General features: G+C 39.6%; 13 protein-coding genes and 1 pseudogene. All 14 read right to left on the bottom strand.

Annotated features, from left to right (window positions below; translation table 11 throughout):
• Window positions 1-48: 48 nt before the first annotated feature.
• The gene (gene ileS / locus ERX29_RS08950; RefSeq protein ID WP_133444346.1) at window positions 49-2,778 is read right to left on the bottom strand and encodes an isoleucine--tRNA ligase; all 2,730 of its coding nucleotides are present in this window, start codon (window positions 2,776-2,778) and stop codon (window positions 49-51) included.
• A 222-nt stretch (window positions 2,779-3,000) separates the two neighbouring features.
• Complete coding sequence (locus ERX29_RS08955; protein ID WP_133444347.1) at window positions 3,001-3,519, bottom strand: DivIVA domain-containing protein; 519 nt, start codon at window positions 3,517-3,519, stop codon at window positions 3,001-3,003.
• A 12-nt stretch (window positions 3,520-3,531) separates the two neighbouring features.
• Window positions 3,532-4,305, bottom strand: coding sequence for a YlmH family RNA-binding protein (locus tag ERX29_RS08960; protein ID WP_133444348.1), 774 nt, complete (start codon window positions 4,303-4,305; stop codon window positions 3,532-3,534).
• Between the two features lie 70 nt (window positions 4,306-4,375).
• Entirely contained in the window at window positions 4,376-4,669 is a 294-nt protein-coding gene (locus ERX29_RS08965) for a YggT family protein (protein WP_133444349.1), read from the bottom strand.
• A gap of 8 nt (window positions 4,670-4,677) precedes the next feature.
• Complete coding sequence (locus tag ERX29_RS08970; RefSeq protein ID WP_133444350.1) at window positions 4,678-5,181, bottom strand: cell division protein SepF; 504 nt, start codon at window positions 5,179-5,181, stop codon at window positions 4,678-4,680.
• Window positions 5,182-5,190: 9 nt separating this feature from the next.
• Window positions 5,191-5,850 (bottom strand): YggS family pyridoxal phosphate-dependent enzyme, encoded by a 660-nt coding sequence (locus ERX29_RS08975; protein ID WP_133444351.1) that lies wholly within the window; start codon window positions 5,848-5,850, stop codon window positions 5,191-5,193.
• Window positions 5,840-6,628 carry a peptidoglycan editing factor PgeF gene (gene pgeF, locus ERX29_RS08980; RefSeq protein ID WP_165981122.1) on the bottom strand — a complete coding sequence of 263 codons (789 nt, stop codon included), beginning with the start codon at window positions 6,626-6,628 and terminating at the stop codon, window positions 5,840-5,842. The genes ERX29_RS08975 and pgeF overlap by 11 nt, the downstream gene beginning before the upstream one ends.
• Window positions 6,629-6,720: 92 nt before the next feature.
• Window positions 6,721-7,857 (bottom strand): cell division protein FtsZ, encoded by a 1,137-nt coding sequence (gene ftsZ, locus ERX29_RS08985; protein WP_133444353.1) that lies wholly within the window; start codon window positions 7,855-7,857, stop codon window positions 6,721-6,723.
• A 236-nt stretch (window positions 7,858-8,093) separates the two neighbouring features.
• Window positions 8,094-9,246 (bottom strand): annotated as a pseudogene (gene ftsA / locus ERX29_RS08990) (cell division protein FtsA); the annotation flags it as partial.
• 162 nt (window positions 9,247-9,408) lie between these two features.
• The gene (locus tag ERX29_RS08995) at window positions 9,409-10,314 is read right to left on the bottom strand and encodes a cell division protein FtsQ/DivIB (RefSeq protein ID WP_133444355.1); all 906 of its coding nucleotides are present in this window, start codon (window positions 10,312-10,314) and stop codon (window positions 9,409-9,411) included.
• An 11-nt stretch (window positions 10,315-10,325) separates the two neighbouring features.
• Window positions 10,326-11,666 (bottom strand): UDP-N-acetylmuramoyl-L-alanine--D-glutamate ligase, encoded by a 1,341-nt coding sequence (gene murD / locus ERX29_RS09000; RefSeq protein WP_133444356.1) that lies wholly within the window; start codon window positions 11,664-11,666, stop codon window positions 10,326-10,328.
• Window position 11,667: 1 nt separating this feature from the next.
• Complete coding sequence (gene mraY, locus ERX29_RS09005) at window positions 11,668-12,636, bottom strand: phospho-N-acetylmuramoyl-pentapeptide-transferase (protein WP_133444357.1); 969 nt, start codon at window positions 12,634-12,636, stop codon at window positions 11,668-11,670.
• A 36-nt stretch (window positions 12,637-12,672) separates the two neighbouring features.
• Entirely contained in the window at window positions 12,673-14,913 is a 2,241-nt protein-coding gene (locus tag ERX29_RS09010; RefSeq protein WP_133444358.1) for a penicillin-binding protein, read from the bottom strand.
• Entirely contained in the window at window positions 14,900-15,277 is a 378-nt protein-coding gene (gene ftsL, locus ERX29_RS09015; RefSeq protein WP_133444359.1) for a cell division protein FtsL, read from the bottom strand. The genes ERX29_RS09010 and ftsL overlap by 14 nt, the downstream gene beginning before the upstream one ends.
• Window positions 15,278-15,282: the final 5 nt, after the last annotated feature.

Genomic DNA, 15,282 nt, shown 5'->3' on the forward strand with positions numbered 1-15,282 from the left:
CTAATAAAAAAACCATCCAAGTCAATGGATGGTTTCATTTCATTAAAATTAATCAGCCTGTAGTACATTCTGACAGCGCGGACATAATTTATCCTCATTGATTTCTGTTGAGAAATTCCAGCAGCGCTCGCATTTTTCTCCGTCTGCCTTGTCTACAGCAACAGTCGTCAGTTCATAAGCTTTTCCTGTTTCAACTGTCACTACTTCAGCCTGCGAGGTGATAAACAACTGATTTAAATTGTTAAATGATTCAAGCAGTGCTCGGTCTTCAGTGTTTTGTGCGAAAATCTGCACTTTTGCTTCAAGTGATTTCCCGATGACTTTTGCGTTACGTGCTTCTTCCAGTGCTTTCAGTACATCATCACGCAGCAGAAGGAATCGTTCCCACTTCGCTATCAATGCTGAGTCCACTTCTTTTGTTTCCGGCATATCTGTTAAATGAACACTGTCTTCTTTTACGTGAGGTGTATGGCTCCATACTTCCTCTGCTGTATGCGGCAGCACTGGTGCCAGCACCTTATTGACCGAAGTTAGTACTTCATAGAGAACAGTCTGCATACTGCGGCGCACGTGTGAGTTCTGTCCTTCAATATACAATATATCCTTACCATAATCTAAATAGAAATTACTCAGTTCAACATTGATGAAGTTCTGAAGTTCCTGGTAGATGAACAGATAATCATGATTTTCATAATGAATATGTGCTTGATTAACAAAAGTATAAAGACGATTCAGCACGTACTGATCCACTTCTGTTAGATCTTCGTAAGCAACTGCATCGGTTTCTGGATTAAAATCTGAAACATTGCCGAGTAAGAAACGGTAAGTATTACGGATTTTACGATATACTTCTGACACTTGTTTTAAAATATCGTCAGAAATACGAACGTCCGCTAAGTAATCGACAGACATCACCCAGAGACGGATAATATCGGCACCCATCTGCTTGACGACCTTCTCAGGTAAGATAGTGTTACCGAGTGACTTACTCATCTTACGACCTTCGCCGTCCATGACAAAACCATGGGACAAGAGCTTTTTGTAAGGTGATTTTCCGCGCGTTGCTACAGCCGTTGTAATAGATGAGTTGAACCAGCCGCGATATTGGTCGGATCCTTCGAAGTACAAGTCTGCCGGAAACGTGAGTTCCGGGCGTGCTTCTAAAACACCTCGGTGTGACGATCCTGAATCGAACCACACATCCATGATATCTGTTTCTTTAGTGAACGTTCCGTTCGGGCTGCCGGCATGTGTATAGCCTTCAGGCAATAAATCCTTCGCTTCTCTTTCGTACCAGACGTTTGATCCGAATTCTTCAAATAACTGAGCTACATGTTCAATCGTCACTTCTTCCATAATGATATCGCCGTTCTCAGCGTAGAAGACAGGCAGCGGTACGCCCCATGCGCGTTGACGCGAGATAACCCAGTCACCGCGGTCACGGATCATGTTGTAAATACGTGTTTTACCCCAGTTTACTTTGAATTCTGTCTCTTCAATTGCATTTAGTATATCCTGACGGACTTTATTGATTGAAGCAAACCACTGAGGCGTTGCCCGGAAGATAACGGGTTTCTTCGTACGCCAGTCATGTGGATAGGAGTGAGTGAAAAATTCAAGTTTGAGCAGTGCATCGACAGATTCAAGTTTTTCAGTGATGACTTTATTCGCTTTATCATAGAATAATCCTTCGAATTCCCCAGCTTCAGCAGTAAATACACCTTTGTCATCGATTGGTGAAATAACTGGCAGATCATACCTCTGACCGACGATAAAGTCATCTTCACCGTGACCTGGAGCTGTATGGACACAACCTGTCCCTGCATCTGTTGTAACGTGGTCTCCTAAAATAACAAGTGACTCCCGGTCGAGGAATGGATGCTGTGTTGTAATTCTTTCTAGTTCAGTACCTTTAAACGTTTTCTCGATTGTGACGCTGTCTTTATTCCAGCCGACAGCTTCACATACAGAGTCGAGCAGCGCCTCTGCAACGATATATGACGTGCCTTCCACGTTGACTTGAACATAGTTCAGTTCAGCATTCACTGCAATCGCAACGTTTGCTGGCAGCGTCCATGGTGTTGTCGTCCAGATAACGAATTTAACACCACTATCTACAATACCTTTTCCGTCCTTCGTGTTAAAGGACACGTAAATCGACGGAGATACTTTATCCTGATATTCAATTTCAGCTTCGGCAAGAGAAGATTCACTTGATGGAGACCAGTAGACCGGCTTTTTCCCTTTATAGATATAGCCTTTTTTCGCCATATCCCCGAATAATCTGATCTGTTCTGCCTCGAATTTCTCCTGCAGCGTAATATATGGATTTTCAAAGTCGCCGTTCACGCCAAGACGTTTAAAGTCGGCTTTCTGCATTTCGACCTGCTCAAGTGCAAACTGTTTACAAAGTTCACGGAATTCAGCAACAGACATCTCTTTACGGTTGACGCCTTTTTTAGTCAGTGCCTGCTCAATAGGCAGGCCATGTGTATCCCAGCCCGGTACATAGGGAGTATAGTAACCGGTCATGGCTTTATAGCGGTTAATGAAGTCTTTGATAATTTTATTAAGCGCATGACCCATATGAATCTGACCATTGGCATAAGGAGGACCGTCGTGCAATGTATAAGTCGGCTTGCCCTCATTTTTCTCGAGCAATTTGTGATACAGGTCTTTCTCATCCCATGCCGCCTGAATTTGCGGTTCTTTATTGGGCAGGCCGCCACGCATAGGAAAATCTGTTTTAGGCATCAGTAAAGTATCTTTATAATCCATTTTCTCATCTCCATTTTTTAAGAATAAAAAAAGAACGCTAAACTAAGTTACAAGGACGAATCGCTCCGCGGTACCACCTTGTTTAACTCAAGTTAGAGTTCACTTCCTTACCTATTCAGCTGATTTACAGAGTGATACATTCACAGGTAGTATACTGACCTTCCACTGTCGTCAGCTCGCTGAAATACATTCTTTCCATGAAATGGCTCTGCTATTTAACTATTACTCTGATTCTACCTCATTTGAACGTGATTGTTCAATAGGTTTTGTTTCAAGATCATAATTTAATAAGTAATCCCAGTCGTCATTCTTCAGTAAATCCAGCTGTGCTTCAACGAGCATGCTGAATCGGGCACGGAAAATTTTGGACTGACGCTTCATATCTTCAGTCTGAAAACTAATTTCACGAGCTTTCTGCATCGCATCGTTGACAATCTGATCAGCATGATTTTGTGCGTCTTTAATGATGACATCCGCCTGCATACCGGCAGCTGCCTTAATTTCGTCGCCCGCGCGCTGTGCTACAACAAGTGCTTCACCAATTGTATTCTCAACTGCACGGAAACGATTGATATTTTCTTCTTTGTCATCGATGAGGCGTTGCAGCATCGCTTTTTCTTCACGCTGTCTTTCAAGTTCATCGCTTAGTTCACGAAGATAGTCTCTTACTTCATTCTCGTTCAGCCCTTTATGGACTATATTGAACTGCTTCATTTCAATATCTCTTGGAGAATACTCCATAGTGTTCACCTCTTAGTTAAATAATGTTTCTATTGTCACTCTGATTTTATCTTTTTTCGTCCGGTCGCCGACATGAATAATTTTTGCACGACCATAACCTTTAATCGATAACAGATCCTGTTCTTCAACTGGGAAACTCGTTTTAGTGATGATTGTATGATTTACTTTAACGTGTTCTGAATCAATCAGTTTCTGAGCTGTCGTACGAGATCTATTTGTCACCTGCTGAATAATATTATCCAGTCTCAAACTTGATACAGTAGTCTGAAGCTGCACATAGTCTTCCTTAGATTGGATAAATTCTTTAAATGGAACTGCTATAAGCGATACTGTTGCTTTTTTAATGCGTGTTAATTCTAATATCATAAAAGATTCAAGCGGTTTTGTCAAAACAAACTGTATTTTATTACCAATTCTAATGTCGCCAAGCTGCTCTCTTTTAATTCCCGTCTGCATGATAGAACCAAGCAAATTTCGATGAGTCAAAGTGACAAACTTATCAGGATAATCGACTTCAAGCAGTGACATCTGATAGTCTTCTGTCGTCGGTTTAAAATAATCCGGACAAACAATGGCCCGACTGCGTTCCGCTTTGTCATCTCCACCGAATACATGAACTTCAAGTCCGGCAAACTGTTTTGCTGTCACTGTTAAAATATACTGCTCACGCGGATTGAGAAAATGAGTGAGTACAGGAGCATAGCTATTGTCTGCACGTTCACAAAACTGCATCATCTCCTTGACGGTCTCTTTTTCCTCATATCTGAAATGCTGTAATAAATTCATTCCTGCCTCCTCTTATACTATAAAAAAATAACCTCAATAAATTGAGATTATTGATCATTGTTAATTAATATCAATGAAGCAAAGGCATGATAAACTGATAGAAAATAGCGATTAAACCGTTTCTAAACAAGTTAAATATAATGATTGCAACAATAGGTGAAAAATCAAACATACCGAACGGCGGTATGATACGGCTAAAAATATCAAGATACGGTTCAACAATTTTGCCAAGCCATCTGCCGACAGCTGATTCTCTTGCGCCAGGTAACCATGACATAAAAATATAGACAATCATAGCGTAAAAATAAACTTGGAGCAGAAATAAAATAAAATTAAAAATAGGTATGACAATTTCCTGTGACATGTTTTCTCCTAACTTTCTTCCATAGTTTCAGGTGCCTCCAGCATTTCTGTTATACTACCTGCAACTTCCACGTTGTCAGGTGTGCACAGGAAAATATCCTGTCCGATACGCTGAATGTCTCCACCTATGGCATATACTGTTCCACTTAGAAAATCGATGATTCTTTTAGCAGATACTTTATCGATGCGCTGTAAATTCACAAGTGTCGCACGACGGTTTTTAAGCTCATCTGCGATATCCTGTGTATCAGAGAATACACGAGGCTCAAACAAGCAGACTTTAGAATTCGATTGAACATCTTGTTTTATATTGACAACATTAGGTTTAGTCACGATTTTTTTCTCCGTTGGTTTAAATGATTTTTTAGGTTCACTTTTAACAACTTTTTCCTGCACCATCTTCTTTTCTTCTTTCAGACGTGCATCACGTGTATCTTCACTGCTATATATCTCGTTATCATTTTCTTCATCTTCTACCACGAAAAATCCTTTGAAAACATCTTTGATTGCCATAGTATCCTCCTACCCGACTAACTTCGTGCCGATTCTGATAAATGTCGCTCCTTCAATGGTCGCAAGTTGATAATCATTGCTCATACCCATGGAAAGTTCAGTACAAGGTGCATTAGTCTGCTGCAGCTTTGCAACACGATCTCTTAACTTTCTTAAAGAAGCAAAATAACTTCTTAAAAGCCCTGCATCTTCTATTAACGGCGCCATAGTCATCAGTCCGACTACTTCAATTTTCTTGTATTCTTTTAATGATTGAACAAAATTGACGACTTCATCAGGTGAGAGACCATGCTTTGATTCTTCACCTGAAGTATTCACTTGAATAAAACATTTTACTGGTTGCTCTGCACGTTTTTCTATCTCGTCTGCCAGAGATATTCGGTCGAGAGAGTGTAAATAATCAACTTCATTAATAATCTCTTTTACTTTTCTTGTCTGCAATGAACCGATAAAATGAAACGTTCCTCCTGGTAGAGCAAGTTTCTTTTCTTTAAAACCTTCGATTCTGTTTTCTCCAAAATGCCTGATGCCTGCATTAAAGGTTTCCTTCGCTCGGTCTATTGTAACATATTTTGTAACTGCAATTACAGTAGGACGACTAAAATCACTCTCTTTCAAACAAGCGTCAAGCGACTCATTGATTACATTTAAATTTTCTTTAACTGTCATGGTCATTCCTCGTTCCTATAAATGCAAGCATTCTTCCTGTCTTTCCGTTTTCTTTACGATATGAGAAGAAATCAGGATGTTCAGCTGTACATTCTGATGACACTTTTATGTTCTCAGGTTTTACGCCATGGTAAATCGCAATTTCACGGTTTAATGCCTTTAAGTTAATCTTATAGCAGCCGTTTTCTTTCAGTTCAAAAAATTCCTCCGTATTAAAAGGTAACTGGTCAAACTGGTCTCTTATGTCTTGATTGACCTCGTAGCAGTCACTGCAGATAGACGGTCCAATAATGCATACTAATGCTTCTGGATGATCATATGCTTTAATCAATTGTCCAGTGACCATACCAAGCGTTCCTCTCCAGCCTGCATGTCCAAGCGCTATATACTGATCAATTTTTGAGTATAAATAGACCGGTACACAGTCCGCAAAACACATTGTCAGTAAGATATCCTCCTGCTTTGTCCAGAGTCCATCATATCCGTGAAGATCACCAGTTATTTTATCAATATTCATTCCCTTATGATGATCAGTCACTTCGGCAATATGATTTCCATGTGTCTGTATAGGAAACACCCAGTGGCGACGCGGAAAGCGGATCACTTCTGCTAACCGCGCCTGGTTACTGACAATATTAGCAGTTTCATCATCTATATAATGAGCCATGTTCATCGTATCAGCAGGGTATGGACTGCTTCCACCATGTCTTATCGTTATACCTATCACTCGTTCATTTGCTACAGCCATATGCAAAGGTTTCACTTCAAATAATGTCACTTTGACCTCCTGTAAAAAAAGAAGCTGAGACATTAATCATCTTACTTCCTCATAGGAAGAGATCAGATTTTAGTCCCAGCTTCATTCATATATTATCTTCTTGAACGGCGCGTGCGTGTGCGGTCACGTAAGAAGCTTGGTACATCCAGATCCGCGTCATTAGAAGTTTGCGTCTGCGTCTGCTGAACAGTTGATTCAGGACGCTCTTCCTTTGTTTCTCTAACAGGATTCTGTGTGAATGATGAACTTTGTGGTTTTACTGAACGGGCACTTGTTTTTTCATTGAATCCAGTTGCGATGACTGTCACCACAATTTCATCTTGAAGTTCAGGGTTGATGACTGTACCGAAGATCATGTTAACATCTTCGTCAGCGGCGTCCTGTACAATATTTGCTGCTTCCTGCGCTTCAAATAGTGATAGTGATTCGCCGCCCGTAATGTTCATTAACACGCCCTGTGCACCGACAATAGATGTTTCGAGAAGTGGTGATGATATCGCTTTTTTGGCAGCTTCCATCGCTCTGTTCTCACCTGAAGCCACGCCAATACCCATCAAAGCAGATCCCTGGTTAGACATAATTGTTTTTACGTCTGCAAAGTCAAGGTTGACTTCGCCTGATACTGCGATTAAATCTGAAATACCTTGTACCCCTTGGCGTAATACATTATCTGCTTCCTTAAATGCTTCCATCATCGGTGTAGATTTGTCAACGATATCAAGCAGACGATCATTCGGAATGACAATGAGAGTATCTACAGCTGCTTTCATCGCTTCGACCCCTGCTGCCGCCTGAGTCTGACGTTTACGACCTTCAAAAGAGAATGGACGAGTAACTACACCGACTGTCAATGCTCCCATCTCTTTAGCGATCTTAGCTACGACTGGAGCCGCTCCTGTACCAGTACCGCCGCCCATTCCAGCAGTAACAAACACCATATCTGCGCCTTGAATTGCATCTTCAATCTGTTCGCGGGATTCTTCAGCTGCTTTTTTACCGATTTCAGGATTTGCCCCTGCTCCTAGTCCACGTGTCAGTTTTTCACCGATCTGAATCTTTGAAGTCGCTTTTGATAAATTTAATGCCTGGCCATCAGTATTAATAGCAATGAATTCTACATTATTCATACCGTGCTCAATCATTCGGTTAACTGCGTTATTACCGCCGCCCCCGACTCCAATGACTTTGAGTGTTGCTAAATGATTAAAACCTTGTTCAAATTCCAACATTAATATTTCCTCCTATACTGTAATGGCCGTTTATTCAAATAATGATTTCATAATTTTTTTCATCATGCTCGGTTGTTCATCCTGTCTTACTGAGTCATCATGTGTTTCATTTTTAACGACGACTGACTCACCAGGGTCGACATTCACCTGATTCTTTCTTTTAAAGAAACCATCTAACCGGTTTTGTTTCGGTTTGTTTTCTTGTTCAATATACACATCTTCAGTCTGCGTTTCATGATTACTAATTGTAACATAATCAAGAAGTTCATCAAAGTTAATGCCACTTGAAATCGTAGCGATACTCGAAGAAAACTCAGGCTTTCTAATACCCATCTGTACTGGTACATGCACTCTTACTTTCTCGTTGACCATATCCATCAGCAGCTCTTTAATTCCAAGAAGATTGGCAGAGCCGCCAGTGATTACAAACCCACCATTAATTTTATCAATTCCCATATCCTGAAGTAAATCAAATACTTCAAGGAATATTTCTTCAACACGGGCTTCAATAAAGTCGCTTAGTTCTTTTTGATTAAAGGCTACTTCCTCATTGCTGTCATTTTGAACGACATGGAAGACATCCTGTTCAGAAGCCAGGTCGAAAAATGCGTGACCATATTGTTCTTTAATCTTTTCTGCTTTATCGTAAGAAGTATTTAATGCCTGTGCAATATCCCCTGTAATATGGGCACCAGCGACAGGAAAACTATCAGCATCAAACAATGTTCCACGCTCATAATAAGCCACTTGAGTCAACTGGTCTCCAATGTCGATAACACATGCACCAAGTTCAACTTCCGTCGGTGTTAGTATATTCATGTAATTATAAGCATCTGAATATACATCGAGCACTTCAACTCCGCATGACTCTACACATTTGAGTGTATTGATAAGCAGTGAACGATGAGTTGTAATGACCCCTGCGTCTACTGCCAGACTTTGAGTGGCAACCATATCTTTAGGATCACTGACCTCATGAATATCATCCACTCTGAAAATTCTAGGATAAACTCCGATGATTTCTATATCATCTGTCGTATTCTTGTCACGAATACTTTCCAGCACTTCTTCTATATGCTGACCTGTAATTTCAGTAGACTCGCCGTTAAAAGCAATTTCATTTGTGACATCATGAATCTCTGTATGAATAATTGGCATTTTTACAAAAACTTCTTTAATGTCTATTCCTGAAGCAATTTGTGCCTTTTTTATTGTATCTTTAATCGCATGTTGTGCAACGTCGAAATCATCAATGACGCCGCGTCTTATTCCATCCGTAAAAGTTTGTCCAGTGCCTATCACATTGATACCGTTATGAAATTTCTCACCGACAATTACTTTTACGCTTGCTGAGCCAATATCTATGGCTACATAATAATGCTCTTCCATTAATAGGCACCTCCAAAACACAATTTATACTATTTTACACTAATCTTAGTTTACATGATAGCTATCTTTATGTGAACTATAAAACAAGGATATTGACAATTTTAATATAAACTTAAAATAAATATTGTACGATAAGTATGAAATTCACACTACAGTTCTCATTTATTCCGCCGATTTATCCTTTTTAGTCTTAATCTGTTCTAATTGCTTTTTCAACTCATTAACTGATTTTTCAAGCTTCTGATCTTCTTTTTCTTTTTTTGCAGCAATTTCACTTTCCATTTCCAGTCTTCTTGTCTCAGCTTTTTTCGATTCATAGGGTATGAATACTGCTCCCACTTCCAGATCAATAATACCAGGCTTAATCAGTTCACCGCTCTGATTTCGTGGAATTTTTTTGGTCATACTCGGGTAATAATCAAGTTTATCTCCAAGAGTACGCAGGTCTCCTATGACTTCAAGACCATCATTCATAAAGAGCTGGACACGTCTTGAGGCTTCCTGGTTAGGCACGAATTTTATTTCTGATATCGCATTGACGATGGCCGGATTGGTGTTATTCAGAACAGTTACAAGCTGAATTCTTTCTTTTCTGGCAAAGTCTGAGACTACGGGTGCACTACTATAATCCAGCTGATTTACAGAAGATAATATCTGTCCATTTTCAAGGAGTGGATTAAAATCGCTGCCATCTGCTACTACACCCACTATATCATATTCTTCGATATCAACTGTTACTTTGTTTGGAAAGTGACGATGAATTTCAACGTTTTTAACTCCGTCCTGAATCTTTAAATTTTGTTCCATTTTACTGATCGGAAGAGAGTATATTCTATCCTTTTTTGATATATCCAATATTTTTTTGATTTTTTTTTCAGTTATCAGCTGTGTGTCATTTACTGTTACGTCTTTGACATAGCTAATGCTGGTGAACATATACAGCAGAATCAAAGTTACAATTGCTACTACTGCAAGGAATATACTTAATTGAATTTGATGACGGTTTTTTCTTCTTTTGATGGCGTTATTCTTAAATTTAACTGACTCCACAACTTTTGAATCGGGCATATCATCACCTGCTATTCCATTGACTTAACTTGCTGGATAAAGTCCTCACCCCGAACTTCATATGTCGGATACTGATCCCAGCTGGCACAGGCAGGGCTCAGCAGGACAACTTGTCCATGTTTAGTGAACTTCGCGGTTTTAGAAACTGCATCTTTTACATCATGACACATTTCGTAATTAATATCGTGTTTTTTTGCGAAATCTATCAGTTTTGGTATCGTCTGGCCAAATATGTACATACGTTCTACGCATTTAACATGATCATCTAGATCTTCAAACCCATTTCCTCTATCGAGACCGCCGCATAACCAGTGAACAGGAACATTGAATGCATCTAGAGCAAACTTGGTTGCGAGTGTATTAGTCGCTTTAGAATCATTATAGTACTTCACTCCGTCAATTGTCGTCACGTACTGAGTGCGGTGCTTAATTCCTTCAAAGCTTGTCAATGTCGCTATAATGGCCTCGTTGTTTATTCCAGAGAGTTTGCATACCGCAATACTCGCCAGTATATTTTCCAGGTTATGTTTTCCAGGCAGGACAATTTGATTGAGCCTGCAGATGAGTTCTTCCTGAAAATAAATTGCGTCATCTTTAATATATGCACCGTTTGTTGGTCGTACTGTCGAAAAATAAATCACTTTACTGTTTACTGTATAGAGTTCAAGGAGTTCACGCTGAGCATCATTAAACACTAAATAATCTTTACTCTGCTGGTTTTTAAAAATGTTCATCTTAGCTTTAACATACTCATCCTGAGTTCCATGATAATCCAGATGAGCAGAATAAATATTTGTAATGACAGCAATATGTGGCCGATAACTTTGAACGCCCATCAATTGAAATGAAGACAACTCTGTGATCATTGTATCTTCCGGTTCTGCTTCTTGAGCAACTTTAGATGCCACAAAGCCGATATTGCCGCTCAGTAATCCTTTTTTGGAAGAGTGACTGAACATATCCCCGATTAATGACGTCACTGTAGTCTTACCATTTGTACCGGTTACAGCAATAGTCGTTCCTTCATTGATCTGATAAGCAAGTTCTACCTCTGTAATGATTGGTATTGCTTTTTTCTCCGCTTCCTGAAGAATAGGTACACTATATGGTATTCCAGGATTTTTAACGATCAGTTCATTAGTTTCAAGCAAGGACAAGGGATGCTCCTTATCTACAATAGTGATTCCTTCTGTAATAAGCTCTTCTGCATCCTGATTTCCCGTTAAATCCATGCCATCATTAACCGTCACAACAGCCCCCAGTTTTTTCAGCAGCCTGGCAGTTTCATAACCACTTTTGGCAAGACCGAGGACAAGGACGCACTTCCCTGAATAATCCGTAATATTTTTCATGCTAATTCACTCCTAAGTAAATTCCTATTGCACCAGAGATCAACCCTACAAGCCAGAAGACAATTACAATTTTCCATTCACTCCAGCCGCCTAACTCAAAATGATGATGCAGCGGACTCATGCGGAAAATTCTTTTACCAGTCATCTTGAACGAAGCAACTTGAATCATTACAGACAATGTTTCCAGTACAAATACGAGACCGATAAATAACAGTGTTAATTCCTGGTTTAACATTATTGATACAGTAGCAATCACACCGCCCAGCGCAAGAGAGCCGGTATCGCCCATAAACAGCTTTGCTTTAAACTTATTATATATGAGAAAGCCGCATAGACTGCCAGCTAAAATCATCGTAAATACACCGATGCCAAATGCTTCATGATACAATGCGATAATGGCGTAACAGCTAAAAGCAATGATTGATAAGCCTGTTGCTAGTCCGTCCAGACCATCTGTCAGATTAACAGCATTAGAAAATCCAACTTGCCAGAAAATGATAAATACGATATACAATAAGCCTAGCGGTATACCTAAATCTGTGAACGGCAGATTAATAGTCGTATTTAATTCAAGCAGTCCTAGTGATTTGCTGACAATATAAAATATTACTGCGATTAAAATCTGGAACAGAAATTTCTGTTTCGATGTCAATCCTTGATTATTCCTTTTGACGACTATAATGTAATCATCTATAAAACCGATGAGACCGAATCCAATCGTTACTAATATGAGTAAAATAATCGGCCCTCTATCTTCTACAAATATTAATGCAATTAAACTGATCAATATAGTGCTGAGTAAAAAAGTGAGACCGCCCATCGTCGGTGTTCCGCTTTTCTGCATATGGCTTTTAGGTCCTTCAGTCCGAATAGACTGACCAAATTTTAAGCGCTTTAACAATGGAATAAATAATGGAACTAATAGAGCTGTCAATATAAATGATGCCAGTGCATAAGGAAATGTGTGCATGTGATTTGTAGCGACAGTGCTGTCGCATTCTCCTTTTTAATTTTGTTTAGCTTTTTCTTCTTCAAGCCGTTTTTTTAAAGCTTTCTCTTCATCTTTCTGATTAGCATCAATAATATCATCATAGGCAGGAGACTGCTTCAATGGATCAAGTGAATCCATACTGACTACTACATCATCACCGCTTTTAATGGCTTCACCCGATTTGATTGATTGTTTGACTACATAGCCTGAACCATCAAACTTCACATTTATGCCCGTTAGCTGCTCAAATTGCAGCAGTTCACGTTTCGACCATCCCGAAATATCAGGCATAGTCAAATCTCCATCTGTAACAATGAACACTTTGTCTCCCATAAGTAATGATTGACCTGCTGCCGGAAGAGTATTTGCGACTTTAGTACCTGAACCGATAATGACTGGAGCCACTGATTTACTTTCAAGTTCTGCCTGAGCTTTATCCACTAATTGACCTATAGTTTTAGGGACTTTAGTGGACATTGGCTGATCTTTTTCCTTAACATTTTCAACATCTAAGTGCTTCAGTGTATTCTCCATCAGCGGCTTATAACCTTTAGACACGCCGAGATTATAAGCTTCTGCTGCATTCTTCTGAGCAAGTGACATCCCCATATATATAATGACTTTAGGTTTATCAGCCGGTGCATAGCCCATAAAACTAACTAAATAAGGATTATCTCCTTGAACATAGCCGCCATTCTCCGTATCGGGCACTTGAGCGGTGCCGGTTTTTCCGGCAATCTGATAATCATCAATTCGATAATTGAATGCATGACTCTCTGAACCATAGACGACACTTTTCAGTGCTTTCATCGTCTGTTTAGCAGTCTTTTTAGTAATAGGCTGCCCGACTACAGTTTTTTTACCTTGGAAGAGCACATTGTTACTTTGATCGGTGATTGATTTTACATAGAAGGGCTTTAACATATTTCCTTCGTTGACAATCGCACTTTCAGCCTGCAGCATCTGTGCGGGTGTGACTGTTGTAGACTGACCGAACGCAGACACTTTCCGGCTCAGAGGATCTGCCCATGAAATATGACCGGTTGCTTCACCGTCAAAGAGCGAATTCGTTGTTTTTCCAAAACCAAACTTCTCATAATATGATTTTGTTTTATTGATACCTACTTTATCCTGCAGATTCATCATTAACACGTTTGATGACAACTGAAATCCTTTGTTTTCTGTAATGTTTCCCCAGCCGGTTTTGTTCCAGTCATAGATGGTCTGACCCTGAATTTTTCTATTACCGGATTTATATTTTTCGTTTGGATTATACTGACCTTCCTGTATAGCTGCTGCAAGTCCGAAAGTTTTAAAAGTAGACCCTGGTTCATAAGTGTTCTGGAACAAATCGTTCTGCCACTTTGAACCAAAGTTCTCCCTTGTTTCAGGATTGAATGTCGGACGCTGACTGTACCCAAGTATTTCTCCTGTATCCGCATCCGCGACTACCGCGAACAGATCCTTTGGCTCATATCTTTTGACCATTGTATCAAGAGCATCTTCAACAAATATCTGGATGTTCTTATCTATAGTCAGTTGAATGTCATCTCCATCTTTTGCGGGAGTCACATCACCTGAATTAGGAAGTACGTACTGCCAGATGTCCTGCTTATATGAAGTTTTTCCGGCTTTACCGGAAAGATATGAGTCAAAAACCTTTTCAACACCGAGCATTCCCTCAATTTTATTTGTTTCCGGATTCTTTTCAGCGTAACCGATTAAATGTGAAGCAAAGTTGCCGTTAGGATAAAAACGTTTCTTTTCGGAAAAGAACGTAAGTCCCGGAAGCTTGAGTGCTTCTATTTTCTTTTTCTGCTCATAAGTCAGATCTTTGCCCGCTTTACCGAACTCAACTTGAAATGCTTTTTTAGTCATCAGTCGCCCGTAAATTTCTTTTTTCGGCATATCAATGATGTGACTGAGTTTAGTAGCCGTTTTCTTTTTATCCACGACGTGTGCCGGAGACTCATCTACATTTACCATACGCTTGTCAAGCACTGCAACCAGCTTAAAGGAACTGATATCCTGGGCAAGCACTTCACCGTTACGGTCTAATATAACGCCCCTCTTTGGCTGATTGATAATATTCCTCGCATATTTTTCACTGGCTTTAATGGATAAATTCTGTCCAGATGAATGACCAGAAATCATCACATATGAATATCTAAAAATCAATAGAAAAAAGAGCAGTCCGAATAACAATACTAAGAGGACTGCTCCTATTTTGTTTTTTTTAATTTTAATTGCTGCCATCTTTTTGCACTACCTTTACGTTATCATTGTTCAAGCTCAGCCCATAAGCTTTCGCTTTACTATAGATACGCTCATAAGATGATTGCTTCATTGATTCAGAATTCAATTCTCCGTTAATGCTTTGCTGATGAATTATCTTACTATCTGTTTCTGCAATCTTAACATTCATATCATACGCACCGTATTTTAAAGATAGCATATAAACACTGACCAATGCAATTAATGCTACGAGGGTCAGATATACCATTTTTTCTACTTTGGACAACGATACAACATGGGTTTTCGTCGTTACTTTAGTGCTGCTGGTATCATATGTTTCGTAAGCTGTATCATACGTATGATTGCCTATGTATTCTGCCGCCATGTTGT

This window comes from Macrococcus lamae (genome assembly GCF_004359545.1).
In the GTDB taxonomy this organism is placed as follows: domain Bacteria; phylum Bacillota; class Bacilli; order Staphylococcales; family Staphylococcaceae; genus Macrococcus; species Macrococcus lamae.

Excerpts from the sequence above, each read along its gene's own strand:
- ileS (WP_133444346.1), bottom strand. The coding sequence starts at position 2,778 with ATGGATTATAAAGATACTTTACTGATGCCTAAAACAGATTTTCCTATG.
- ERX29_RS08955 (WP_133444347.1), bottom strand. The coding sequence starts at position 3,519 with ATGGAGTATTCTCCAAGAGATATTGAAATGAAGCAGTTCAATATAGTC.
- ERX29_RS08960 (WP_133444348.1), bottom strand. The coding sequence starts at position 4,305 with ATGAATTTATTACAGCATTTCAGATATGAGGAAAAAGAGACCGTCAAG.
- ERX29_RS08965 (WP_133444349.1), bottom strand. The coding sequence starts at position 4,669 with ATGTCACAGGAAATTGTCATACCTATTTTTAATTTTATTTTATTTCTG.
- ERX29_RS08970 (WP_133444350.1), bottom strand. The coding sequence starts at position 5,181 with ATGGCAATCAAAGATGTTTTCAAAGGATTTTTCGTGGTAGAAGATGAA.
- ERX29_RS08975 (WP_133444351.1), bottom strand. The coding sequence starts at position 5,850 with ATGACAGTTAAAGAAAATTTAAATGTAATCAATGAGTCGCTTGACGCT.
- ftsZ (WP_133444353.1), bottom strand. The coding sequence starts at position 7,857 with ATGTTGGAATTTGAACAAGGTTTTAATCATTTAGCAACACTCAAAGTC.
- ERX29_RS08995 (WP_133444355.1), bottom strand. The coding sequence starts at position 10,314 with ATGCCCGATTCAAAAGTTGTGGAGTCAGTTAAATTTAAGAATAACGCC.
- murD (WP_133444356.1), bottom strand. The coding sequence starts at position 11,666 with ATGAAAAATATTACGGATTATTCAGGGAAGTGCGTCCTTGTCCTCGGT.
- mraY (WP_133444357.1), bottom strand. The coding sequence starts at position 12,636 with ATGCACACATTTCCTTATGCACTGGCATCATTTATATTGACAGCTCTA.
- ERX29_RS09010 (WP_133444358.1), bottom strand. The coding sequence starts at position 14,913 with ATGGCAGCAATTAAAATTAAAAAAAACAAAATAGGAGCAGTCCTCTTA.
- ftsL (WP_133444359.1), bottom strand. The coding sequence starts at position 15,277 with ATGGCGGCAGAATACATAGGCAATCATACGTATGATACAGCTTACGAA.